Below are 23,866 nucleotides of genomic sequence, written 5' to 3'. Positions count from 1 at the left end.
AATGAGCACACCAGCATCTTCTTCGACGATTGGCCCACGTGGCGGCGCTTTGGCCACGGCGAGCAGCGAGCGGCCGCGCCGCTCTGCTGCCACCTGGCTTGCCATCCTGTTCTTCGCCGGTGCGCTGCTGTTTGGTGGCATCGCGCTGGCCCTGGGGGACGTCTTCTACCTGCGCCTGGCAACGGAAGCGCTGATTTTTGGAGGTCTGGCCCTGTCCGTGGACCTTCTGCTGGGCAGGGTTGGCCTGCTGCCGTTGGGACAAGCGCTGTTCTTTGGGCTAGGGGCATACGTCTCTGCGTTGGTGCTCAAGAACTGGAGCGATTCGTTCTGGCTGGCTTTGGGCGTCACCCTGGCTTTCAGTGCTGTGGCCGGTCTGATTGGTGGGCTGATTGCCATTCGCGCCAAGGGTGTCTACTTCGCACTCATCAGCTTCGGCCTCGCCCAGGTTCTGTCCAAAGTGGTCTACAACACCCGCGAGCTCGGTGCCTCAGACGGCATCATCGGCGTGCCCTCGGCCAACATCATGTGGGGCGTCAACTCGGCCACGCCATCGGGCTTCTTCCTGGTGGTGCTCGCCTTCATAGGTGCGCTCTACCTGGTGTTGCGCTATCTCATGGACACACCTGTGGGTCGCCAGCTCGACGCCATCCGAACCAACGAGCACCGAGTCTCCTTTCTTGGTGAGGACCCCTGGCGTTACAAGCTGGGGGCTTTCGTTGCAGCCGCGTGCATTGCCGGTTGCAGTGGTGCGCTCTATCCCATGCTGCGCGGCTTCGTCTCGCCTGAACTGATGTTCTTCCAGGTTTCTGGCAACGCGGTGATCAACGTCATCGTCGGTGGCACCGGCACACTTATCGGCCCGCTCTATGGGTCTGCCATCCTCACTGGCCTGCGCTCCGTGGTGGGCTCCTTCACCACGCATCACCACATCGTCATCGGCGTGTTGTTCGTGTTGGTGGTGATTCTCATGCCGCGCGGCCTCATCGGTTACGCGACACCCGCCCTACAACGCTGGCTAGATGCTCGACGCAACCAGAAGGAGAACCGTTGATGAACCCCATTCTGTCGGTCAAAGGCATCAGCGTTCAGTTCGGCGCCCTCAAGGCAGTTCAAGATGTGAGCTTTGAGGCTCAGCCGGGAAAAATCACGGCCGTGATTGGCCCCAACGGGGCTGGCAAAAGCAGCCTGTTCAACCTCATCAGCGGAGCCATACGTCCCTCTTCGGGGTCGGTGCGTTTCGATGGGGAGGATGTGACGGGCCGTGCGCCCCACCAACTTCTCAGATACGGCCTGTCCCGCTCGTTCCAGATTACCAATCTGTTCTTTGAGCTTCCGGTACGCGAGAACCTGCGCCTGGCAGCGCAGTTCCTTGAGCAGGGGCGCGGCCTGTTTCGCCCACTGGCCCGCAGCCAGACTGCTGCTGCGCGCGTGGACGAACTCCTTGGGCAGTTCGACCTTCGTAACAAGGCAGATGAGCTCGCTGGCTATCTGTCGCATGGAGAGCAACGTCGACTGGAAATTGCGGTTTCTCTGGCATCACGCCCGCGCATGCTGCTCCTCGACGAACCAACCCAGGGAATGAGCCACGGCGACACCCGCGAGACCGAATCACTGATTCGGGGGCTCTCCCACAACCATGGTCTTTCCATTTTGCTGGTCGAGCACGACGTGGACCTGGTGATGCAGTTGTCAGACTTTGTGGTGGTGATGCACCAGGGTCAGAAGCTCGCCGAGGGCACTCCGGCACAGGTGCGTGCCAATCCTGCGGTTCAGGCCGCCTACTTCGGGGAGAAGCTCTGATGTTGGAACTCAAAGGCGTTCACACCCATTATGGGCTGAGCCACGTTTTGCAAGGTATAGACCTGCAGGTGGGCCATGGTGAAGTGGTTGGCCTGTTTGGCCGCAACGGGGTGGGTAAAACCACGGTGATCAAGACGATTGCCGGCTGGGTCTCGCCCTCTAGTGGAGATGTCATCTTTAACGGCGAATCAATTAACGGCGTCGGCGCAGACCAAATCTGCCGCCGAGGCATTGGCCTTGTGCCTGAGGACAGGCGCATCTTTCCTGGTCTGACCGTTGAAGAAAATCTGCATCTGGGTCAGATGCAGTGCCCGTCGCGCAGCCGCTTGGACGCGCGCAGGCGAATGGAGGAAATCTACCAGCGGTTTCCGCGCCTTGCGGAGCGTCGGCGTCAGATGGGGACCACCTTGTCGGGCGGCGAACAACAGATGCTTGCTATTGCGCGGGTGCTCGTTGGTGAGCCAAAGCTGCTGCTCATCGATGAGCCCACGGAGGGTCTGGCGCCCATGATTGTGGATGAGTTGTTCACCTTGATTGGCAACTTGGCGAGCGAGGGGATTCCCATCGTCCTTGTGGAGCAGAACGTCCATCGTGCCATCGGCTTGGTCAACCGTTTCTATATGCTAGAGCGCGGCTCGGTAGTACTCGATGGTGGCGCGAATCAAGCGGACCGCTCTGCGCTAATGGAACGACTGGCAGTCTGAGCTCAAAGCCCATTGGGCTGCCGATCACTCCAGAGATGGCGTCAAGACAATGGGGAGGCATCCCTAGCGTCTCCGAACGGCGCGCCCCCTGCGCGCTGCCCCCGCCACCTGGCAGGCCCTCCGATACGCCCGCAGCGTCATCTCCGCCCGCTGCATCACCGTGTCTTCCACCGTGGCCGCGCCTCCGGCCAGGTCATCCGCCTGGGCCTGCAGCAACTCCGCCGGGCTCATGCCCGATGCCTCGCCCGTCAGCAGCGCAATCCCTTCGCTCACATGCCCCATGGTGTAGACGTGGAACAGCCCGCGCTCCACCGCGTCCAGCACGCTGCGGTCCAGCATCAGGTGGCGCTGGTTGCGGGCGGGGATCAGCACGCCTTGGGTGCCGTCCAGGCCCGCAGCCTGGCAGGCCTGGAACCAGCCTTCGATCTTTTCGTTGATGCCGCCCACGGGCAGCACTTCGCCGTGTTGGTTCAATGCGCCCGTCACCGCAATGCCCTGGCGCAGGGGCAGGCCTGACAGGCTGGACAGCAGCGCGTACAGCTCGGCGCACGAGGCCGAGTCGCCTTCCACGCCGCTGTATTCCTGCTCGAACACGATGGATGCATTGAGCGCCAGGGGCGCTACATGGCTGAACAGGGCGGTGAGGTAGCTGTGCAGGATGAGCACGCCCTTGTCGTGGATGGGGCCGGACATATCGACCTCGCGCTCGATGTTGAGCAGGCCCTCTTGCCCGGCGAAGGTGCGCGCGGTGATGCGTACCGGAAAGCCAAAGCGGTAGTCGCCCAGGTCGATCTGCGTCATGGCGTTGATCTGGCCGGTGATGGAGCCCTGCAGCGTGATCAGGCGCTCGCCTTCGGTGATGGATTCGTGCAGTTCTTCTTCGGGCTGGTTGTGGCGCAGGGTGCGGGCGGCCAGGGCGGCTTGCACGTCGGCGGCTTGCACCAGGGTGCCTGCGCGGGCCTGGCACAGCGCGGCGCTTTCGATGGCGAGTGCTTCGGTGTGGGCAAAGCGGGCGCTTTGGCGGCCTTGGTCGTCGGCCTCGCGGTGCGATTGCTCCAGCAGCAGGGCCACGGCGTCGGCGGCAAAGTGGGGCAGGCCGCGCTTTTTGCAGCAATGCGCGACCAGGATGGCCGAGGACTGGTGGGTGCCGGGGGTGGCGATGAACCGGTCTGAGAAGTCCACCTTCACACGAAAGCGGCGCGCGGCGTCGGGGTCGGCCTCTTGCAGGGCGTAGTACTCCTCCACCGATCCGATCAGCACGATCTTCACATCCACGTCCACCGGCTCGGGCTGCAGTGCCACGGCGCCGCCGGGTGCATGTGCGGGGCCGCCGCCACCGCTGCCGTCTTCGATCTGCAGGCGCCCGCAGCGCAGAAAGCGGCGCAGGCGCGGCCACAGGCCTTCTTCGGCGGCCAGGTCGTGCAGGTGCAGCAGGATGAAGCCGCCATGCGCCTTGAGCAGGCTGCCAGCCTGGATGCTGGCGTGGTCGGCCTGCACGGTGTCGGCGTCTGCGCCGTGTTCGATGCTGCCAAACAGGGTGCGGGCCGTGGGGTTGTCTTCCACCACCACCGGGGCGCTGGTGCGGCCGTGGTTGTCCACCACCACGTTCACCTGGCAGCGGGCCAGCAGGTCGTCCAGCGCGTCCTTGCGGTCGTCTTCGGCGTCCTGGCCTTGTTCAGCGTCACCTGGCTCGAACAGGTCGATGTGGTCCAGCACGGCGCGTTCCACCTGGTCCAGCCACTGCGTGAGCTTGACGGCGTCCTTGATCTGCTTGCGCAGGCCCTGGCGGATGCCGTGCAGGGCGTGCTCCACCAGGGGCTTGATGGTCTGGCGGCGCAGGGCGGCCAGGGCGTCGTCGCGCGTGCGCTCCAGCGGGCGGGTGGCTTCGAGAAATTTGGCGATCTCTGCGCGCAGCTCCAGCTCTGCGGCGTCGATTTCGGCGCGGCGCTCGCGGGGCAGGGCGCGCGCCTCGCCTTCGGTCAGCGGCTGGCCCTTGGGGCCGGTGAGGGTGAACACCATGTGCCCGGCCTCGCGGCTCAGGCGGAACTGGCGGGCCTCGGCAAATGCGTCCAGCGCTGCAAAGGCTTCGCTCTCTTGCGTTTGCCAGGTCTTCTCGATGCGCTCGGCCTCGGCCTTGAAGTCGGGGCTGGTCAGGCGCTTGGGGATCTCGGCCTGCAGGCTGCGTGCCATGTCGGCCAGACCCTGGCGCAGCAGGCGGCCCTCGCCTGCGGGCAGGCGCAGCGCGCGGGGGCGGTCGGGCTGGTCAAAGTGGTGCAGGTAGCACAGGTCGGGCGGCACCGCGCGTTTTGCGGCCTCGGCCTGCATGGCCTGGCGCAGCAGCGACGCCCGCCCGCTGCCCACTTCGCCCAGCACAAACAGGTGGTAGTCCGGCTGCTGCATCGCCAGACCAAATTGCGCAGCGGCCTGGGCACGCTCCTGCCCGATCCAGGGCAGGGGCAGGTCTTGCAGCTCGGCGGTGCTGGCAAAGCCCAGCGTGGCGGGGTCAATGGTCAGACGCAACTGGTGGGGGGCAAGGGCAAAAGCGGGCATTGATGTGGGTGTGGGAAGGGGCGGTGCGGAGTGCGTGGCAGGCAGCCGTGCAGCACCTGGCGACCAAAATATGAGCCAAAACGGGCAGATGCGCTAGTGCAATATGCCCTGGGTGCTATCAATAATGTAGTGATTGACCATGGGCGCGCAGGCCGCTCCGTGCCATTCGCTTTTGCGTTCGCATGCGTAATGGCATGGGCATGCGCATCAGTGCGCCACCGGGCATACCCCGGCAGGTGCACCACCGGCCAGCGCGTGGCTGCGCGCATCGGCCAGCGCGGCGGCGGTGGGGGCCTCGGTGGGCCAGCCCGCCAGGTGCTGTTGGGCCACGCGGCTCAGCGCAGTGATCCAGTGGTGGTTGTCGTTCAGGCAGGGGATGTAGTGAAACTCCTTGCCGCCCGCGTGCAAGAAGGCCTCGCGTACTTCCATGTTGATTTCTTCCAGCGTCTCCAGGCAGTCGCTGGTGAAGCCGGGGCACACCACGTCCACCCGCCGCGTGCCTGCTTTGCCCAGCGCCTCGATGGTGGGCTGGGTGTAGGGCTCCAGCCACTTGGCCTTGCCAAAGCGCGACTGGAAGGTGATGCGGTAGCGCTCCTCGCGCAGGCCCAGGCGCTCTGCCAGCAGGCGGCCGGTCTTGCGGGCCTCGCAGTGGTAGGGGTCGCCCAGGTGCAGCGTGCGCTCGGGCACACCATGAAAGCTCATCACCAGCTGGTCGGGCTGGCCGTGGTGCTTCCAGTGCGTCTCGATGGTGCGGGCCAGGGCGTCGATGTAGCCGGGGGCGTCGTGGTAGTGGTTCACAAACCGCAGCTCGGGCACGTTGCGCGTGGCGGCGGCCCAGGTGTAGACCGCGTCAAACACGCTGGCCGTGGTGGTGGCGGAGTATTGCGGGTACAGCGGCAGGATGAGGATGCGCGTGGCGCCATCGGCCTTGAGGGCATCGAGCTGGCTGGCGATGGAGGGGTTGCCGTAGCGCATGGCGTGGCGCACCAGCACCGCGTGGCCTGCCTCGCCCAGCCAGCCGCGCAGCAGCGTGGCCTGCTTGGCTGTCCAGTGCGCCAGGGGCGAGCCCTCGGGCGTCCAGATGCTGGCGTATTTGGCGGCCGACTTGGCCGGGCGGGTGCGCAGGATGATGCCGTGCAGGATGGGCATCCACAGCAGCTTGGGGATCTCCACCACGCGGTGGTCACCCAGAAACTGCGCCAGATACCGGCGCACGGCCGGGGCCGTGGGTTCGTCGGGCGTGCCCAGGTTGCACAGCAGCACGGCAGTGCGGTCGGCCTGGCCGTGGGTGAAAGGGGGTTCGGGGTGGAAGGAAGGCATGCGGCATTTTCACCCACGCGCCGAGCCAGTGCGGGCTGGGAGCCTATTTGCGGCGCGGCACACCACCGCCTGTGAGATCAGCACCGGGCATGCCGTCTTGATGCGTTTGCAGCCCCTTTTCGGGGTGCATCGGGTATTCCCTGATGTGATTATGAAACCGGTTTCATAAACTGGCGCCACTTTGGAATAACGACTGTCCACCGTGAATTACCAGTTCCAGTTCGATGCCGTGTTTGCCGCGTGGCCCTTGCTGCTCAAGGGCACGTGGATCACCGTGCAGCTGTCGCTCACCGCCACTTTGCTGGGGCTGGTGGTGGCCATCTTTTGCGCCTGGGGCAAGACCGGCGGGCCGGGCTGGCTGCGGTTTTTGATCAACGCGTACATCGAGGTCATCCGCAACACGCCGTTTCTGGTGCAGCTGTTTTTCTTCTTCTTTGCGCTGCCATCCATCGGCCTGCGCTGGTCGCCCTACACCGCGGCGCTCACCGCCATGGTGGTGAACCTGGGGGCCTATGCGGCCGAGATCGTGCGGGCGGGCATTGAGTCCATCCCCAAGGGGCAGATCGAGGCGGGCAAGGCGCTCAACCTCAAGCCGTGGGAGATCTTTCGGTTTGTGATCCTCAAGCCAGCGCTCAAGGCCATCTACCCGGCGCTCACCAGCCAGTTCATCCTGCTGATGCTCAGCTCGGCCGTGGTGTCGGTGATCTCGGCAGACGACCTGACCTCGGTGGCGGCCAACCTGCAGTCGCAGACCTTCCGCAGTTTTGAGATCTACATCGTGGTGACGGCCATCTACCTGGCGCTGGCGCTTTCGTTCTCGGCGCTGTTCAAGCTGATCTATCAGCGCGTCCTTAACTACCCCGACCGTCGCTAAGGAGACCGACCATGCGTACCTTCGGACTCTCCGAGTTTTTATTCATCGTGCAGGCCGCGCAGTGGACGCTGGCGCTGTCGGCCATTGCCTTCGTCGGCGGTGCGCTGCTGGGGCTGGTGGTGGCGCTGTCGCGCACCTCAGAGAATGCGGCGGCGCGCAATGCGGCGCGCGTGTTCATCCAGGTGTTCCAGGGCACGCCGCTGCTGCTGCAGCTGTTCCTAATCTTTTTTGGCGCGCCGGTGCTGGGGTTTGACATCAACCCCTGGGTGGCAGCGGGCGTGGCGCTGGTGCTCAACAGCGCGGCCTTTCTGGCTGAAATCTGGCGCGGGTGCATCGAGGCGGTGCCACGCGGCCAGTGGGAAGCCGCCCAGGCGCTGAACCTCAAGTACGTGGCCCGCATGCGGTTTGTGGTGCTGCCCCAGGCTTTCAAGATTGCACTACCGCCCACGGTGGGCTACATGGTGCAGATCATCAAGGGCACGTCGCTGGCCGCCATCATCGGCTTCACGGAGATCACGCGGGCGGGGCAGATCATCAACAACGCCACGTTTCAGCCGCTGCATGTGTTCACCACCGTGGCCGCGCTGTACTTCGTGATCTGCTGGCCGCTGTCGCTGCTGGCCGCACGCATGGAGCGCAAGCGCGCCCGTGCTCTGGCGCGCTGACCCACGCGCCGCAACCCTCTTTTTTCTTTCTGTTCTCGTTCACACCAACCACCAGGAGACATGCGATGACTTTTTCTTTGCAACGCCGCACCGCTACCGCCGCTTTGGCCGCCTTGGGCCTGGGTGCCGCCCTCACCGCGTTTGCGCCGCTGGCCTCGGCACAGTCTGTGGCCGACATCAAGAAGAAGGGCGAGATCACCATCGGCATGCTGGTGGACTTTCCGCCCTACGGCACCACCAACGCACAAAACCAGCCCGACGGCTATGACGCCGACGTGGCCAAGCTGCTGGCCAAAGACCTGGGCGTGAAGGCCAACATCGTGCCCGTCACCGGCCCCAACCGCATCCCGTTTTTGCTGACCAACAAGGTTGATGTGCTGGTGGCCTCGCTCGCCATCACGCCCGAGCGCTCCAAGCAGGTGCAGTTCTCGCAGCCCTACGCGGCCGCGACCATCGTGCTGTACGGCAAGACCGGCGCCAACATCAAGAGCGCTGCCGATCTGAAAACCGTGCGCGTGGGCGTGGCCCGTGCCAGCACCCAGGACGTGGCCGTGACCAAGGCCGCGCCCGAGGGCACCGAAATCCGCCGCTTTGACGACGACGCGTCGGCCATGCAGGCGCTGATCTCGGGCCAGGTCGATGCGATTGGCTGCTCGGTCACGGTGGCGGCGCAGATCGCCAAGCGCGTGCCCGCCAACACGTTCGAGAACAAGTTCAACCTGCTGCAGCAGGCCATGGGCATCGCCCTGCGCCCCGGCCAGGACGAGCTGACCAAGGCCGTGAACGACTTTGTGGCACGCAACACTGCCAATGGCGAGCTGAACAAGCTGTACCAGAAGTGGCTGGGCGCTGACCTGCCCAAGCTGCAGTAAGCCTGCCTGAACGATAAGGAGCCATTGATGAGCGACGCAGTCACGACCGCCCCCGGCACACCGCCGATCATCCGCATGGAAGGGGTCAACAAGTGGTACGACAGCTTCCAGGTGCTCACCGACATCAACCTGTCGGTGCGGCAAGGGGAGCGCATCGTGATCTGCGGGCCATCGGGTTCGGGCAAGTCCACGCTGATTCGCTGCATCAACCGGCTGGAGACGGTGCAAAAGGGCCGCATCGAGGTCGATGGCATCGACCTGACCGCAGGCGGCAAGAATGTGGACGCCGTGCGTGCCGAAGTGGGCATGGTGTTCCAGCAGTTCAACCTGTTCCCGCACCTGACCATTCTGGAAAACTGCACGCTGGCCCCCATGCGTTCACGCGGCATGAGCAAGGCCCAGGCCGAAGAAGTGGCCATGAAGTACCTGACCCGCGTGCGCATTCCCGAGCAGGCGCACAAGCACCCCAGCCAGTTGTCGGGCGGGCAGCAGCAGCGCGTGGCCATTGCGCGGGCGCTGTGCATGGCGCCCAAGGTGATGCTGTTTGACGAGCCCACATCGGCGCTCGACCCCGAGATGGTCAAGGAGGTGCTGGACACCATGATCAGCCTGGCCGAAGACGGCATGACCATGCTGTGCGTGACGCACGAAATGGGCTTTGCCCGCAGCGTGGCCGACCGCGTGATCTTCATGGCCGACGGCAAGATCCTGGAGCAGGCGCCGCCCCAGCAGTTCTTCGGCCAGCCGCAGCACGACAAGACGCGGCAGTTCCTGGGCCAGATCCTGACTTCCCACCACGCACATTGAGACCTGGCAGGTCGTGCGGTTGATGGCCTTTGCCCCGTGGGGGCGCGGCCTGAAAGAAACACATGAAGGTATTGATTTCCCTGTCCTCCTTCGGCGCGGCCGAAACCGGACGCCACGGCCAGCTGTGGTGCACCGAACTGGCCCAGCAAGCGGGCGCGGACGGCGTGGAGGTGCGTGGCGAGCTGCTGCGCGACGCAGCCACCGAGCTGCCCGCACTGGCAGGCCGGGCAGCGGTGTACTCCAGCCCCGAAGGCTTGTGGACCGCGCAGGGCGAGCTGGATGAAGCAGCCCTGGCGCGCGGCGTGCAGGCCGCCCAGGTGCTGCGTGCACCGCGCCTGAAGATGTCGATTGGTGGCTTTGGCGCAACCCTGCCGACATCGCATGCCTCGCTGCAACGCCTCCAGGCCCTGCTGCAGGCCGCCCCGCAGGTGGAGCTGGTGATCGAGAACGACCAGACCGCCACCGCCGGCACGCTGGCCGCCATGCAGGCATTTTTTGCAGCCCAGGCACAGGCGGGGCTCGGCCTGGGCATGACCTTTGACATGGGCAACTGGCACTGGCAGGGCGAATGCCCGCTGCAGGCCGCGCAGGCCCTGGCACCCTATGTGCGCTATGTGCACTGCAAGGGCGTGCAGCGCCTGCCCGCCAAGTGGGTGGCGGTGCCACTGGCCGAATCGGTGGCGCCCTGGCGCGCCGTGTTGCGTGCCTTGCCAGCCGATGTGCCGCATGCCATTGAATACCCGCTGGTGGGTGACGACCTGGTGGCGGTCACGCGCGAGCAAGTGGCCTTCATCCGCGCCGCACGGGAGGCTGCATGACCACCCCGGCTTTTGACGTGGCACTGTTTGGCGAGGCCATGCTGCTGCTGGTGGCCAACGAGCCCGGTCCGCTGGAGAACGCCACCGGCTTTCACAAGCGCACAGCCGGGGCCGAGACCAATGTGGCCATTGGCCTGGCGCGCCTGGGCCTGAAGGTGGGCTGGGCCAGCCGCCTGGGCACCGACTCCATGGGCCGCGCGCTGCTGGCCGCCATGCAGGGCGAAGGCATCGATTGCTCGCACGTGGTGTGTGATGCCATGCAGCGCACGGGCTTCCAGTTCAAGGAGCGCGTGATCGATGGCCGCGACCCGCAGGTCGAATACCACCGCAAGGGCTCCGCCGCCAGCCAGATGGGCCCCGCCGATGTGGACGAGCCCTGGCTTCGGTCTGCACGCCACCTGCATGCCACGGGCGTTTTTGCCGCCATCTCCGACACCAGCCTGCAGGCCGCCATCCGCACGCTGGAGGTGATGCGTGCTGCAGGCCGCACCATCTCGTTCGACCCCAACCTGCGCCCCACGCTGTGGTCGTCGCCCGAGACCATGCGCCACTGGATCAACACCCTGGCCACCTATGCCGACTGGGTGCTGCCGGGCATGGAAGAGGGCGTGTTTTTGACCGGAGAAACCACCCCTGAGGGTGTGGCGCGGTTCTACCGTGAGCGGGGCGCCAAGCTGGTGGTGGTCAAGCTCGGGCCCGAGGGCGCGTACTACGACAGCGACGTGGCCGGCACCGGCCGCGTGCCCGGCGTGCCCGTGGCCCAGGTGGTGGACACCGTGGGCGCGGGCGACGGCTTTGCGGTGGGCGTGATCAGCGCCTTGCTGGAAGGCCTGCCGGTGCCCGCCGCCGTGCGCCGTGGCGCCTGGATTGGTGCCCGCGCCGTGCAGGTGCTGGGCGACACCGAGGGGCTGCCCACCCGCGCCCAGCTGCAGGAGGCGGGCCTGTGAGCCTGGCGCTACCTTCAGCAAACGGCAGCACAAGCCCAGCGCGCAAACAGGTGCTGGTGTTTCGCGAGCTGCCGCTCGACCAGCTCGCGCGGTTGACAGCCGTGCACGACGTGACAGTGGCCGACCCGCGCAAGCCCGACGAGCGCGCGCGGTTTGACGCAGCGCTGGCGCAGGCGCACGGGCTCATCGGCTCCAGCTTTCCCATCGATGCTGCCGTGCTGGCGCGTGCGCCCTGGCTGCAGGTGGTGTCCAGCATTTCGGTGGGCGTGGACAACTACGCGCTGGACGTGCTGCAGGCGCGCGGCATCATGCTGTGCCACACCCCCGGAGTGCTCGACGAAACGGTGGCAGACTCGGTGTTTGCCCTCCTCATGGCCACCAGCCGCAGGCTGGTGGAGCTGTCGCAGCTGGTGCGCGAGGGCCGGTGGACAAAGAATATTGGAGAAGACCTGTTTGGCAGCGATGTGCATGGCAAGACGCTGGGCCTGCTCGGATTTGGCCGCATTGGCCAGGCCGTGGCGCGCCGCGCCGCACTGGGGTTTGGCATGCCCGTGATGTACCACGCCCGCCGCCCGGTGGACTTGGCGACCCAGGCCCCTGAGTTGCAGGGCAAGGCCATCCACACGCCGCTGCCCGCGTTGCTGGCGCAGTCGGACTTTGTGGTGGCCATGCTGCCCTTGTCGGACAGCACACGGGGCATGGTCAATGCCGAGCTGTTTGCGGCCATGAAGCCCGGCGCCATCTTCATCAACGGCGGCCGGGGTGCCACCGTGGTGGAACAAGACCTGTTGCGCGCATTGGACCATGGCCCCCTGCGTGCAGCGGGGCTCGATGTGTTTGCCACCGAGCCGCTGCCGCTGGCGTCGCCCCTGCGCACCCACCCACGCGTGACCCCGCTGCCGCACATCGGCTCGGCCACGCACGACACGCGCCATGCCATGGCGGCGCTGGCCACCACCAACCTGCTGCAGGCCCTGGCGGGCGAACGGCCCGCCGCCGTGTACAACCCCGTACCCGCATGAGCCCGCCGACACCCGCACCCTCCGCCACGCCGCGCGTCCGCCCCACCATCGCCGATGTGGCGGCCGAGGCCGGTGTGTCCAAGGCCACGGTGTCGCGCTACTTCAACCACCGTGAACGCCTGCTCAGCCCCGACATTGCAGCGCGGGTCGAGGCGGCCATCGCCAAGCTGGCCTATGTGCCCAGCCCCATGGCCCAGGCGCTGAGCCATGGCCGCTCGCGGCTCATTGGCCTGGTGGTGGCCGACATCACCAACCCCTATTCGGTGGCCGTGTTGCGGGGCGCCGAGAAAGCCTGCCAGGACGCTGGCTACCTGGTCATGCTGTTCAACCTGGGCAACGACCGCGAACGCGAGCGCGCGGCCATCGATGCGCTGGCCAGCTACCAGGTGGACGGTTTCATCCTCAACACGCTGGGGCAGGGTGAAGGACAGGCGGATGTGAACACCTTGCACGGCAAGCCCGCCGTGCTGGTGGACCGGCGCCACGCCGGGCTGGCGGCAGACTTCGTCTCGCTGGACAACCACGGCGCCATGCGCGAAGCCTGTGCCCACCTGCAGCAGCAAGGCTGGCAGCGCCTGCTCTACATCACCCAGCCCTTGTTGGGCGTGAGCTCCCGCATCGAGCGCACGGAGGCCTTCCGTGCGCTGGTGTCCTCCAAGCGCTCGGCGGTGCGCGGCGCGGTGCTGGAGCTGGCGGCGGAGCAGGGCGATGAGGTGCTGGACCAGGCACTCACCGATCTGCTGCGGCAGGCCCGGCCCGGCGAGCGCTGCGCGGTGGTGGCGGGCAATTCGGTGGTCACGCTGCGGGTGGCTGCAGCCGTCTCGCGCATGGGGTGGACTTTTGGACAACAGCTGGGCTTTGTGGGCTTTGACGACCCTGAATGGGCGTCGCTGATCCGGCCCGGCCTGAGCGCCGTGGCACAGCCCACCGATGCCATCGGGCAACGCGCGGCGCAGTGCCTGCTGGAGCGCATCAACGGCCTGGAAGGCCCTGCACGCGAGAGCCTGCTGCCGGGCCTGTTGGTGGTGCGCGGATCTTCGTTGGGGCCTGCGGGCGCTTTATCCACAGACTGAACGCGCTGCATCCCCGGGGACCCTCTGCACGAATCTCGCTGGCCAAGTGGGCGCAGCGGATCGGGAGGGGCTGCAAGGCGCAAAACGCAGCAATAGCCGTAGCTATTGCGAGTATTTGCAACGCGGCAGACCGCCCGAGCCCGCTGATGCACACGGCGCGCTGATTTGTGCAGAGGGTCCCTAGGGCCTGCGGTATGCTTTGCGGCCCTCGCCCTGGTGCATCGCCGGGTCTCTTTTTTCGCCTTCATCCTTCAGGTGCGCCCTGTGCCAAATCCCTCTCTGGACACCTCCCGCATCCGTGCGATCTCCATCGATCTGGACGACACGCTCTGGCCCATCTGGCCCACCATCACGCGGGCTGAGAGTGTGCTGCTGGACTGGCTGACCCACCACGCGCCTGCCACGGCGGCACTCTTCTCGGACACCGAGGCGCTGCGCGCCATCCGCAACCAGATGGTGACCCTGCGCCCCGACCTGAAGGGCGACCTGAGCGCGCTGCGGCGCGAGTCCATCCGGCTGGCGCTGACGCAGGCCGGTGACGAGCCCGCGCTGGCCGAACCGGCGTTTGATTTGTTCTTTGCCGAGCGCCAGCGGGTGGAGCTGTTTGACGATGCGCACGACACGCTGGCTTTCTTGTCAGCGCGCTACCCGGTGGTGGCGGTGTCCAACGGCAATGCCGATATTCACCGCATCGGCATCGGCCACTACTTTCGCCACAGCATCAGCGCGTCGGACTTTGGCATCGCCAAACCCGATGTGCGCATCTTCCATGCGGCCGCCACGGCCGTGGATGTGTTGCCCCACGAGGTGCTGCACGTGGGCGACGACGCCACGCTGGATGCGCAGGGCGCACTGAATGCAGGCATGCAGGCGGTGTGGATCAACAGTGCCAACCACTCCTGGCCGCACGACGACACACCGCCCCATGCCACGGTGGACAGCCTTACCGCGCTGTGCCGGCTGTTGGCCTGACCGGTTTCGCTGGGTTCGGTTTCTTGCCTCAGGTCAAGGTTTGGGCGCGCGGCGGTTGAAGCCGCTGCCCGATCAAGTCACACTCCATCGTCGCTCAGCGACCCCTCCCACCATGCCCCGTACTCCCCCCCCGTTGCCCGCCATCCGCACCATCGGCGTGATGCAGCCCATGACCTGGCTGGTGCTGGCCTGGCGCGACATGGCACGGGCGGGCTGGATCAGTTTTGCGCATGGCCTGGCGCTCACACTGTTTGGGGCCGCCATCTTTGCAGTGGCACACCACCGCTTCTGGCTGCTGGCGGGGGCTCTGTCGGGCTTTCTGGTGGTGGCGCCGGTGCTGGCCACCAGCCTGTATGCGCTGAGCCGCGCGCTGGAGCGTGGCGAAGCCGCCAACCTGGGCGTGGTGCTCAAGACCTGGCTCAACTGGCAGAACAGCCATGTGAACAAATGGGGCAGCGACTACTGGTGCATGCTGCAGTTCGGGGCCCTGCTGGCGCTGGCCGCCTCGGGCTGGGTCATGACATCTGCGGCGCTCATCACGCTGCTGGCGCCCGTGCCCATCGAGACGCCGCTCGACTTTCTGCGCCACGTGGTCATGGCGCGTGACGGCTGGTTGTTTGAAATCTGGCTGGCGCTGGGCAGCCTGATGGCCGCGCCCATTTTTGCGTCCAGCGTGGTGGCCATGCCCCTGCTGCTGGACCGCCGCGCCACGCTGCTGCAGGCGGTGCTCACCGGCTGGCAGGCGGTCATCACCAACCCGCTGCCGATGGCGTTCTGGGCCGCGATCATCCTGGGCTTTACCTTGCTGGGCCTGGGCTCCCTGCTGCTGGGCCTGATCGCTGTGATGCCCATGCTGGGCCACGCCAGCTGGCACGCGTACCGCGACCTGGTGGATGCATCCAGCCTGCCCGAGCGTGACCTGGTGGCCCCTGCTGTACCGGCGGCCCCTGTGCGTCGGCCTGGAGGGACATCGTGATTTTTGGATTTACCGAGGCGCAGATCTCGGGCTTCTTCCTCACCTACGGGGTGGGGGCGTTCATCGCCTACATGCTGTTCATCATCGGGCAGCTCGCGTGGGAATCGAAGGCCGGACGCTTTGGCACCTTCGTGCTCTTCCTGGGCCTTGGCGTGGGTTTTCTGGGTTTCCTGGCCAAGGTGGTGATTCAGTGGTGGCTGGAGCGGTAGCGGGCCACACGGCCCGTTGCTCAACGCCAGGCGCACCCAACCGCGATCTGTCCGGGGTCTGGCACTGAGACCTGCGCATTCATTTCTTTTCGTTGTGTTTTGTTTCCTGTAGAAACTAATTGCAATGGCAGGAGGTGGTTGTGATGCTGCGTAACTCCCTGATCGTCGCCCTGCTGGGGCTGCTGGCCGAGGCGGCGGAAGCCCTGTCCCTGGGCGCGCCGCAAGGCAAGGTGTGGCTGGGGCAGCCCATCGACCTGGGCTTCGAAGTCCAGCTGGACCCTGGCATGTCGGTAGACGCCTTGTGCCCGCAAGTGCGGCTGGTGTCCGGCGATGTGGCTGTGCCGGCGGGCCGTGTCCAGTTGAGCGTGCGGCCGGGCGACCAAGAGCGCAACCCGGTGCTGCGGGTGCAGTCCTCCCACTTGGCCGACGAGCCGGTGCTGACAGCCCAGGTCTCCGTGCATTGCACGGGCCGGGTGACGCGCGAATACACCTTTCTGGCCGATCTTCCCGCCACCGTTGCGGCCGGGCTGAAGCCAGTGGCGATTCCCTGGGAGGTGCCGTTGGCGGATGCCTCCCCCTCACGGGCGGCTGGGGTGGCTGCCGGAGAAGCGTCGTCTGTACCCGCAATGGGCCCCTCGCGGCCGCGCAAGGCGTCGGCCGCCAGCCGGGTAGAGCGCAAGGGCACGAAACTGGCCGCAAAGTCTGCCGGGGCTCCCGTTGCGCGCAGCCGGTCCGCTGACACAGCGGCAGTGGCTTCCGCGACCAGCACTGCGCAGACGGCGCCTCAGGAGCCAGCCAGCACCGCGCCCAGCATGGCGCCTGAGGCCGCAGCAGCGCCCCCCGCACAGGCGTCGGCATCGTCCACCGCCTCGGTGGCTCCAGCAGCGGCATCTGTTGCGCCTGGACCTTCCAAGCCCCGGCTGGTGATGGAGCCGTTGACGGCGCTGGTCACGCCGCCCGCTTCGGGCGAAGGGGCTCCGTCCGGCGGCGCAACATTGATGCCGGTGGCGGCTTCGGCTGCGGAGGTCAACGCGCCGGACGGCGCGGGATCCCCCGGGGCGCGCATGCAGGCCTTGCAGGTGGAAGTGGATCGCATGCGCGCGCAGGCCGAGCAAGACCATCAGGCCACGCTCGCATTGCTGGCCCGTGTGGAACAGCTGAATGCAGGGCATTTCCCGGCGTCCTTGGTGTATGGGCTTCTGGCTATGCTGGCCTTGACGGTCGGGGCAGCAGGCTGGCTGCTGGCGCGCATGCGACACGCCATGGATGCATCGAACGAAGAGTGGCGCAACACCCTGACGGCCTATGTGGTGCAGTCTTCCTTGCCCGCAGCGGGAGACGCCGAGGCCGAGCGCCGCACAGCAGTGCTACCTGCCGATGACCGGCCTGCTGGGTTGCCCGGACTACAAGGAGTGGGTGCCCTGCCCGCGTAGGGACGGTCAGCGGAACAATCGCTCAGGAGGTGGTGCGCAGCGCAGATCAACGCGGCCAGGACCGCAGCCCCAGATCCTGCGCCAGGCGGCGATAGTCGGCCAGGCTGCGTTGCACATAGTCGTCCAGGGCCGTGCCACTGAGCGCAAAGGGGTACAGCCCATGGCGGGCGCACAGGGCGCCGTATCCGGGTGCCGCCTGGGCTTCCTGCAGGGCGGTCGTCCAGGCGTGGGCAGCCGCGTCCGGCACGCTGGCTGCCATGTAGAGGCCGCGTACGGTGGTCCATTGCAGGTCAATGCCCTGCTCGCGTGCCGTGGGCAGGGCGGCCAGTGTGCCGGGCAGCCGCGCGGGTGCCAGCACCGCGAGGATGCGCACCGGCAGGCCTTCTGCAGCGGCCCGGGTGGCCTCGGCCGCGTCGCCGGTGAAGATGTCGATGTGGCGGCCGCCCAGCGCCTTGAGCGCTTCGCCACCGCCCTCAAACGACACAAAACGCATGCGCTTGTGGTCTTGCCCTGCTGCGCGCACCAGCAGCGCGGCCTTGACCCAGTCCTGGCTGCCCAGCGTGCCGCCGGCACCAAACACCACGCGGCCCGAATCTTTTTGCAAGGCGGTGACCACGTCCTGCAAGCGCTGGTAGGGGGCGTCGCGGTGCACAGCCACCACGCCGTAGTCGTTGCCCAGCGTCGCTATCCAGCGCACGGCGCTCACCGGGTGTGGGCCGAAGCGGCCCTGCGCCATGTTGAGCAGTGAGCCGCTGGAGAACGCCACCAGCGTGCCCGGCCCCCCCAGGCGGCCCGTGGCCACCTGGTCAAACGCCACCGCGCCAATACCGCCGGGCAGGTAACGGGTGCGCAGCGGCTTACGGCCAGGGCGCACGGCCTGCAGCGCTTGCGAGGCCAGACCACAGGTCAGGTCGAAGCCGCCGCCGGGGCGTGAGGGCGCAATGCACTCCGCCGGTTCACGGGATGCGTCCGCCGCTGCCGGGAAGGGAGCCAGGCCCGCGCCAGCGCTGGCGGCGGCTGCGAGCGTCTGCAGCAACTGGCGGCGGCTGCAAGGCGCGGTCAGCAGGCGGTGCGTGGTGGGCAAGGGCTGCGGCATGGGGTGTGGAGTTTCAGTGGTTCAGCGGGCTGCGTCAGGCGCGGGGCCACCAGAGTATCGCCAGAAGCCCTGGCCCTTCGGCGCGCGCCTGCAGCCGCAGGCTGCCCCGGTGCCGCTCGGCAATCGACCGCGCAATGGCCAGCCCCAGGCCGGAGCCGCCCGCCGTGGCCTGCGAGCCGCGCCGGTAGCGTTGGCCTAGTGCGTCGCGCTCCTCGGCGGGCAGACCGGGGCCGTTGTCCTCCACGCAGATGCTCCAGCCCAGGCTGTCACCCGCGGCCGACACGGTGACGGTGCCCTGCGCGGGGGTGTAGGCGATGGCATTGGCTGCCAGATTGGTCAGGGCCTCGCGCAGCAGGCCACTGTCGCCCACGGCCTCGATGCCAGCGGAGGGCGTGTGGATGCCAAAGTCGATCTGCTTGGCGCGCGCCTGGGGCAGCAGCTCCAGCGCCACCGTGCGCAGCAGCGCGGCCAGGTCAAAGGGCGTCAGCTCCACCGCCGCTGTGTCGCTGCGGCCCAGCGCCAGCAGTTGCTGGGTGCTGCGCGTGGCGCGGGCGATCTCGCCTCCGATGGCTGCCAGCGTGTGCTGCACCTGCGTGGTGTCGCCCTCGCGGCGTGCGTAGTCGATCTGCATCTGCAGCGTGGTGAGGTGGGTGCGCAGCTGGTGCGAAGCATCGTCCAGAAATTGCCGCTGCTGCGCCACCAGGTCTTGCGTGCGCGCCATCTGCTGGTTGACCGCGTCCACCAGCGGGCGGATGTCAGCGGGCAGGTCGTTGGATGCGAGCGGGGTCATGTCGTCGCCGCTGCGGGCCTGCACCTCGCGCGCCAGCCGCGCCAGCGGGCGCAGCGCCACAGCCAGCAGTGCCGCAGTGCCCAGCACCATCAGGGCCAGAACCAGCGCATCGCGCTGCACCGCGCGGCGTACAAAGCGGGCTGTGAAGTCCTCGCGCGACCGCGTGCTTTCGGCCACCTGCACCAGCACGGTGGATGCCGGCTCCGCACGGTCCAGCGCGCGGCGGTAGGCGGCCAGCCGCACGGACTCTCCAAAGTAGGTGGCGTCATAAAAACGCGGTACGCCGGGCTCCAGCGCGCCAGCAGGAAGGGGCAGGTCGGCATTGCCCAGCTCCACCAGCCCGTCGGACGACGCCACGCGAAAGTACACATTGCCGCTGGCCGTGAGTTCAAAGAATTCCAGCATGCTGTACGGCAGCTCGGCCGACAGGCCGCCCGAGGCGGTGGAGATGTTGGCGTCGATGGACTTGAGTGCCCCGAGCAGCGAGCGGTCGTAGGCCGCGTTGGCGGCCTCCAGCGCATCGTGCCGGGTCATCCACAGCTCCACGCCCGTCACCAGGGCCAGCAGCGGCAGCAGCAGCATGGCCAGCAGCCGCCACAGGCTGGCGCGGCGCAGTCGTGCGGTCAGGCCCATCGTTCAGTCTGCCTCCAGCGCATAGCCCAGGCCGCGCAGCGTGGTGATGCGCACACCGCTGCCATCCAGCCGCTTGCGCAGGCGGTGCACAAACACCTCGACGGCTTCGGGGTGCACATCGTCATCGTCGGTGAACACGCGGTCCAGGATCTGCTGCTTGGAAAACGGCTCACCACTGCGCTGCACCAGCACGCGCAGCACGGCGTGTTCGCGCGGGGACAGGGCCAGGGGCTCGCCGCGCAGGGTGAACTGCTTGCGGGCGCTGTCGTACACCAGCGCACCGCAGGCCTGGCGCTGGTGCTCGTTGCCGCGCGCGCGGCGCACCAGGGCGTGCAGGCGTGCCTCCAGCTCGGCCAGCTCAAAGGGTTTGGCCAGAAAGTCGTCGGCCCCCGCGTTGAGCGAGCGCACGCGCTCGTCCAGCGAATCACGTGCCGTCAGGATCAACGCGGGCAGGCGTTGGTCGCGGTCGCGCAGGCGTTGCAGCACGGCCTGCCCGTCCAGCCCGGGCAGGCCCAGGTCCAGCACCAGTGCGTCGTAGTTGTCGTGCTGCTGCAGCGCGCGGTCGGCCAGGCGGCCATCGTTCACCCATTCGACCTGGATGCCCGCATGCTCCAGCGCGCGGCTCAGCCAGGTGCCCAGGTTGTGGTCGTCTTCGGCCAGAAGGATGCGCATGGAGGGATGCTACCGTTTGTGCGGATGACGCAGGGCTTGCCTTCAGCATTGAGCCATTCAACGCGGAGCGGTCACGGCGCGCAAGCGCCAGCAGTCAGCTTGCGAGCACGCACTGCCCGGGCCAGGCAGCCGTGCAAGGGTCGCCCCGCCGCACTGGCTGCGTCCCCCTTCCCGACCCGCGCAGCGGGGCGAGAGAAAGGGGGAAGACGCGAAGCGGCTCAGGGGGTTAGTCTGGCTTCACCTTCGCGCGCAGCAGCACTTTCTTCCAGCGCTCTTGTTCGGACGCAATGAACTGCGCGAACTGCGCGGGCGTGCCGCCAATGGCCTCGGCAGCATCCGCGTTCAGGCGCTCCAGCGAGCCGGGGGCCTTGACGGCCTTGGCGGTTTCGGCCGCCAGCTTGTCGAGGTTGGCCGGGGCCAGGTTGGCGGGCGCCAGCATGCCGTACCACTGCGTCATCTCAAAGCCCGGAAAACCCTGTTCGGCCACCGTGGCCACGTCGGGTAGCTGGGGCAGGCGCTTGGCCGAGCCGGTGGCAATGCAGCGCACCTTGCCGGCCTTGATGAAGGGCAGCAGGGCGGCGGCGCCCACGGCGGCTGCATCAAGGCGGCCCGAGAGCAGGTCGGTCATCATGGGGCCGGTGCCACGGTAGGGCACGTGCAGCATGAAGATATCGGCGGTCATCTTGAGGTATTCAAACGCCAGGTGGCCCGCGCTGCCGTTGCCCGCCGAGCCATAGCTGAGCTTGGCCGGGTTCTTCTTGGCGTAGGCGATGAACTCCTTGAGGTTCTTGGCGGGCACGTCGGGGTGCACCACGTACAGGCTGGGCACCTTGGCCAGCAGGCTCACGGGCTTGAAGTCCTTGTTGGCGTCGTAGGGCAGCTTGTCGAAGATGAAGGGGTTGACGGCCAGTGTGCCGATGTGGCCCAGGATCAGCGTGTGCTGGTCGTCAGAGCGTGCCACTTCACCCATGGCGATGTTGCCTGCGGCGCCCGGCTTGTTGTCCACATACACGCTCTGGCCCAGCGTCTTGCCCAACTCGGCAGCGGTGGAGCGGGCCACGATCTCCGAGCTGCCGCCCGGCGCGAACGGCACCACAAACCGCACCGACTTGGACGGCCAGGCTGCCTGGGCCGAGGCACCAGCGGGCAGCAGGCCGCCCAGGGCCAGTGTGCCGCTGGCTCCCAGCAGATGGCGGCGGGTGGGGGACCAGAGGGCGGGGTGTTCGTGTGAAAGCATGGGGGGTGTCTCCGTTAAAACAAAAGGCCGAAAGGCCAGCGCGCCCAAAGGCGAACAAGGCGCATGCGGCATGCGAGTGGCGCCATGGTGCCTGGGTCGTGCTTTCGGAATGCTGTCAACGGGCTTGGTAGTTACCCGGGGGTGGTCTGCTGGCCCGGGTGGTGTTGTGTCAGCCCGCTGCCGCGCAGGCCGCCACGGCGGTGCCGCTGAGCACCGCGCCTTCCAGCGTCGCCGGGTAGGGGCCCTCGACATAGTCGCCGCAGGCCGTCAGCCCCGGCAGCACCTGCATGGCGGGCCGCCGCAGGCCGGGGGTGCATGCAAACGTGGCGCGCTTTTCGACCACGGTCTGCACAGGGCGCAGGCCCGGCAGGCCCAGCTGTGCAGCGGCTTGCTGCAGCACCTGTTGCTCGATGAGCGCCCGGTCGCCATCGCTGGCGCTCACCACAAAGGCCAGCAACCCCTGCTGGCCGTCGAGTTGGCCCCGGTCGAACACGAACTGCGCCGGGTGCTCTGCCGTGTTGCGCAGCGCCAGCATGGGCAGGGGGAGTTGTGCGCCGCTGGCATGGGCGTAAACGGTGGTGATGGCCTCAAACCGCAAGGCACTGGCGGTGGCGCTCCAGCGGGCGGCAGCGGCCAGGCCCGCCGTGCTGGCAAGGCCCTCGACCAGGCGCGCGGACTCCCACGAGGGGCAGGCCAGGGTGATGTGGTCGAAGGAGTCGGCTGCTTCGGCGCCCTGCGCTGTACCGACGGCGCCCACAGCCCCCACCAATTGCCAGCGCCCGCTGGCCAGGGGCACAAGCCGCTGGATGCGTTGGCCGGTGATCACCTGGCCGCCTTGCTGCACCAGCCAGCGCACCGCAGCCTCGGGGAACAGCGCGCCCAGGTCGGTGCGGGGCAGCAGCAGGTTGGAGCCACCGCGTCCGCTGAACAGGCTGTCCTGCAGCACCCGCAAAAACACCTGGCCGCTGGCCTCGCGTGCGGGGGTGTTGAGTGCCGACACGCACAGCGGGTCGATGAACTCGGCCATCAGCCGGGGCGTGAGCGGGGCACACAGGTCTGCCACCGAGGTGTGGGGCGCGCAGCGAAAGCCGCGCAGCTGCCAGGCCGTGGCCGTGCGCAGCAGGGCGACCTTGTCTTGCCAGCCCCAGCCTTTGGCGCGCGCGATGCCCAGCAGCGCATCCAGCGGCGGGGGCAGGTCGGGCAGTTGCAGGCCCTGGCCATCGGGAAACTGCAGGGTCAGCGGCAGGCGCAGCAGCGCGGTGGCAGGGTCCATGCCCACCAGGCGCATCAGGCGCAGGCTCTCGGTGTAGGCACCGATCAGGATGTGCTGGCCGTTGTCCAGCGTGGCCACTGTGCCATCGGGCAGCACGCCCGGCACGGTGCGGGCGCGGCCGCCCACCGTGCGCGCGGCCTCGAACACGGTGACCTGGCGGCCGGCCTGCCGGTGGGCGATGGCTGCAGCCATGCCGGCCCAGCCAGCCCCGATGACGGCGACTTTCTGCGGTGCCACGCCGGGCTACATCCTGCCCAGGGCTTGCATCTTCCAGGCCAGCCAGAACTTGCGCAGCGGCGTGAGGCGGATGCGCTGGTGCAGCACCTGGAAGTTTTCGTGCTCGATCTCGCGCAGCAGGGTGCGGTAGATGCTGGCCATCATCAGGCCGGGTTTTTGGGTGCGGCGGTCCGCGTCGGGCAGCATTGCAAAGGCCTCGTCGTACAGCCGGTGCGCACGCTCGGCCTGAAAACGCATAAGTGCGGTGAACCGGTCGGAGTACTGGCGCTTCAAGATCTCGTGCGCCTTCACATCGAACTGCTGCAGCTCGCTGACCGGCAGGTAAATGCGGCCCAGCATGGCGTCTTCGCCCACGTCGCGGATGATGTTGGTGAGCTGGAACGCCAGGCCCAGCCGGTGGGCGTATTCGGTGGTGCGCGGGTCGGTCTGGCCGAAGATGCGCGCCGCGACTTCGCCCACGACGCCCGCCACCAGGTGGCAGTAGCCCTGGAGGCCTGCAAAGTCGAGGTAGCGCGTCTGCTCCAGGTCCATCTGGCAGCCGTCGATCACGGCCTGCAGGTGGCGCTGTTCGATGCCGTAGTCGGCCGCCAGCGGCATCAGCGCCAGCATCACGGGGTGCGTGGGCTGGCCCGCGTAGGCCTTGCTCACTTCGGCCTGCCACCAGGCCAGCTTGGTGCGGGCGACGCCAGGGTCGCTCACTTCATCGACCACATCGTCCACTTCGCGGCAAAACGCATAGAACGCCGTGATGGCCGCGCGGCGCGGGGCAGGCAGAAAGAGAAAGGCGTAATAGAAGCTGCTGCCCGAGGCCACGGCTTTTTGCTGTACGTACTGCTGCGGTGTCATGGGGCGAGATTGTCCCATGGCGCACCGGGGCGGTCCGGTT

23 protein-coding genes are annotated in these 23,866 nt (G+C 67.3%); 15 read left to right on the top strand and 8 right to left on the bottom strand.

The features are described from left to right. Position 1 precedes the first annotated feature (1 nt). Genes C8C95_RS02090 through C8C95_RS02080 form a run of 3 tightly spaced genes read left to right on the top strand, consistent with a single transcriptional unit; the run spans position 2 to position 2,504 of the window. A complete protein-coding gene (locus C8C95_RS02090; RefSeq protein ID WP_243415611.1) occupies positions 2 to 1,051 on the top strand; it encodes a branched-chain amino acid ABC transporter permease in 1,050 nt (349 codons plus the stop codon). After that, positions 1,051 to 1,800: an ABC transporter ATP-binding protein gene (locus tag C8C95_RS02085; RefSeq protein ID WP_116747473.1), complete on the top strand. Its 750-nt coding sequence runs from the start codon at positions 1,051 to 1,053 to the stop codon at positions 1,798 to 1,800. Before C8C95_RS02090 ends, C8C95_RS02085 begins: the two co-directional genes overlap by 1 nt. Next, positions 1,800 to 2,504, top strand: a complete 705-nt coding sequence (locus C8C95_RS02080) for an ABC transporter ATP-binding protein (protein ID WP_015014913.1) — start codon at positions 1,800 to 1,802, stop codon at positions 2,502 to 2,504. The genes C8C95_RS02085 and C8C95_RS02080 overlap by 1 nt, the downstream gene beginning before the upstream one ends. Positions 2,505 to 2,567: 63 nt before the next feature. Here C8C95_RS02080 and C8C95_RS02075 read toward each other — a convergent pair whose 3' ends face one another. Together C8C95_RS02075 and hemH are read right to left on the bottom strand one after the other, a co-directional pair. After that, complete coding sequence (locus C8C95_RS02075; protein WP_116747472.1) at positions 2,568 to 5,054, bottom strand: ATP-binding protein; 2,487 nt, start codon at positions 5,052 to 5,054, stop codon at positions 2,568 to 2,570. A gap of 207 nt (positions 5,055 to 5,261) precedes the next feature. Beyond that, entirely contained in the window at positions 5,262 to 6,374 is a 1,113-nt protein-coding gene (gene hemH / locus C8C95_RS02070; protein WP_116747471.1) for a ferrochelatase, read from the bottom strand. Between the two features lie 202 nt (positions 6,375 to 6,576). On the opposite strand from hemH, the gene C8C95_RS02065 reads away from it, so the two are divergent. From C8C95_RS02065 to C8C95_RS02010, 12 genes are all read left to right on the top strand, one after another. Next, positions 6,577 to 7,248 carry an amino acid ABC transporter permease gene (locus C8C95_RS02065; protein WP_015014910.1) on the top strand — a complete coding sequence of 224 codons (672 nt, stop codon included), beginning with the start codon at positions 6,577 to 6,579 and terminating at the stop codon, positions 7,246 to 7,248. Between the two features lie 11 nt (positions 7,249 to 7,259). Then, the gene (locus tag C8C95_RS02060; RefSeq protein ID WP_015014909.1) at positions 7,260 to 7,913 is read left to right on the top strand and encodes an amino acid ABC transporter permease; all 654 of its coding nucleotides are present in this window, start codon (positions 7,260 to 7,262) and stop codon (positions 7,911 to 7,913) included. A gap of 65 nt (positions 7,914 to 7,978) precedes the next feature. Further along, positions 7,979 to 8,785: a transporter substrate-binding domain-containing protein gene (locus tag C8C95_RS02055; RefSeq protein WP_056747112.1), complete on the top strand. Its 807-nt coding sequence runs from the start codon at positions 7,979 to 7,981 to the stop codon at positions 8,783 to 8,785. Between the two features lie 27 nt (positions 8,786 to 8,812). Next, complete coding sequence (locus C8C95_RS02050; RefSeq protein ID WP_116747470.1) at positions 8,813 to 9,592, top strand: amino acid ABC transporter ATP-binding protein; 780 nt, start codon at positions 8,813 to 8,815, stop codon at positions 9,590 to 9,592. Positions 9,593 to 9,654: 62 nt separating this feature from the next. Further along, entirely contained in the window at positions 9,655 to 10,410 is a 756-nt protein-coding gene (locus C8C95_RS02045; protein WP_116747469.1) for a TIM barrel protein, read from the top strand. Continuing rightward, positions 10,407 to 11,357, top strand: coding sequence for a sugar kinase (locus tag C8C95_RS02040; RefSeq protein ID WP_116747468.1), 951 nt, complete (start codon positions 10,407 to 10,409; stop codon positions 11,355 to 11,357). Before C8C95_RS02045 ends, C8C95_RS02040 begins: the two co-directional genes overlap by 4 nt. Beyond that, positions 11,354 to 12,379 (top strand): D-glycerate dehydrogenase, encoded by a 1,026-nt coding sequence (locus C8C95_RS02035; RefSeq protein ID WP_116747467.1) that lies wholly within the window; start codon positions 11,354 to 11,356, stop codon positions 12,377 to 12,379. The genes C8C95_RS02040 and C8C95_RS02035 overlap by 4 nt, the downstream gene beginning before the upstream one ends. Next, the gene (locus tag C8C95_RS02030) at positions 12,376 to 13,452 is read left to right on the top strand and encodes a LacI family DNA-binding transcriptional regulator (protein WP_116747466.1); all 1,077 of its coding nucleotides are present in this window, start codon (positions 12,376 to 12,378) and stop codon (positions 13,450 to 13,452) included. Before C8C95_RS02035 ends, C8C95_RS02030 begins: the two co-directional genes overlap by 4 nt. Before the next feature lie 264 nt (positions 13,453 to 13,716). Continuing rightward, a complete protein-coding gene (locus C8C95_RS02025; RefSeq protein WP_116750103.1) occupies positions 13,717 to 14,424 on the top strand; it encodes an HAD-IA family hydrolase in 708 nt (235 codons plus the stop codon). Between the two features lie 112 nt (positions 14,425 to 14,536). After that, positions 14,537 to 15,400, top strand: coding sequence for a DUF2189 domain-containing protein (locus C8C95_RS02020; protein WP_116747465.1), 864 nt, complete (start codon positions 14,537 to 14,539; stop codon positions 15,398 to 15,400). Continuing rightward, positions 15,397 to 15,609, top strand: coding sequence for a DUF2788 domain-containing protein (locus C8C95_RS02015; RefSeq protein ID WP_056064510.1), 213 nt, complete (start codon positions 15,397 to 15,399; stop codon positions 15,607 to 15,609). The genes C8C95_RS02020 and C8C95_RS02015 overlap by 4 nt, the downstream gene beginning before the upstream one ends. Before the next feature lie 143 nt (positions 15,610 to 15,752). Then, a complete protein-coding gene (locus C8C95_RS02010) occupies positions 15,753 to 17,042 on the top strand; it encodes a hypothetical protein (RefSeq protein ID WP_116747464.1) in 1,290 nt (429 codons plus the stop codon). Positions 17,043 to 17,088: 46 nt separating this feature from the next. Here the strand turns inward: C8C95_RS02010 and C8C95_RS02005 are convergent, their stop codons facing one another. The 6 genes from C8C95_RS02005 to hpnD all read right to left on the bottom strand — a co-directional run bounded on the left by C8C95_RS02005 (position 17,089) and on the right by hpnD (position 23,826). Beyond that, positions 17,089 to 18,138, bottom strand: coding sequence for a tripartite tricarboxylate transporter substrate-binding protein (locus tag C8C95_RS02005; protein WP_116747463.1), 1,050 nt, complete (start codon positions 18,136 to 18,138; stop codon positions 17,089 to 17,091). A 34-nt stretch (positions 18,139 to 18,172) separates the two neighbouring features. Further along, positions 18,173 to 19,561, bottom strand: coding sequence for a sensor histidine kinase (locus C8C95_RS02000; protein ID WP_116747462.1), 1,389 nt, complete (start codon positions 19,559 to 19,561; stop codon positions 18,173 to 18,175). Positions 19,562 to 19,564: 3 nt separating this feature from the next. Beyond that, positions 19,565 to 20,233, bottom strand: a complete 669-nt coding sequence (locus C8C95_RS01995; RefSeq protein WP_015014896.1) for a response regulator — start codon at positions 20,231 to 20,233, stop codon at positions 19,565 to 19,567. 226 nt (positions 20,234 to 20,459) lie between these two features. Continuing rightward, on the bottom strand, positions 20,460 to 21,470 hold the full coding sequence (locus tag C8C95_RS01990) for a tripartite tricarboxylate transporter substrate binding protein (RefSeq protein WP_116747461.1): 1,011 nt from the start codon (positions 21,468 to 21,470) through the stop codon (positions 20,460 to 20,462). Positions 21,471 to 21,639: 169 nt separating this feature from the next. Next, the gene (gene hpnE / locus C8C95_RS01985; protein WP_116747460.1) at positions 21,640 to 22,980 is read right to left on the bottom strand and encodes a hydroxysqualene dehydroxylase HpnE; all 1,341 of its coding nucleotides are present in this window, start codon (positions 22,978 to 22,980) and stop codon (positions 21,640 to 21,642) included. 6 nt (positions 22,981 to 22,986) lie between these two features. Beyond that, on the bottom strand, positions 22,987 to 23,826 hold the full coding sequence (gene hpnD, locus C8C95_RS01980; protein WP_116747459.1) for a presqualene diphosphate synthase HpnD: 840 nt from the start codon (positions 23,824 to 23,826) through the stop codon (positions 22,987 to 22,989). Positions 23,827 to 23,866: the final 40 nt, after the last annotated feature.

This window comes from Acidovorax sp. 99, from assembly GCF_003096455.1.
Lineage (GTDB): Bacteria > Pseudomonadota > Gammaproteobacteria > Burkholderiales > Burkholderiaceae_C > Acidovorax > Acidovorax delafieldii.
The sequence above is the reverse complement of the archived record's forward strand: the minus strand, read 5'-3'. Positions and strand labels throughout refer to the sequence as shown.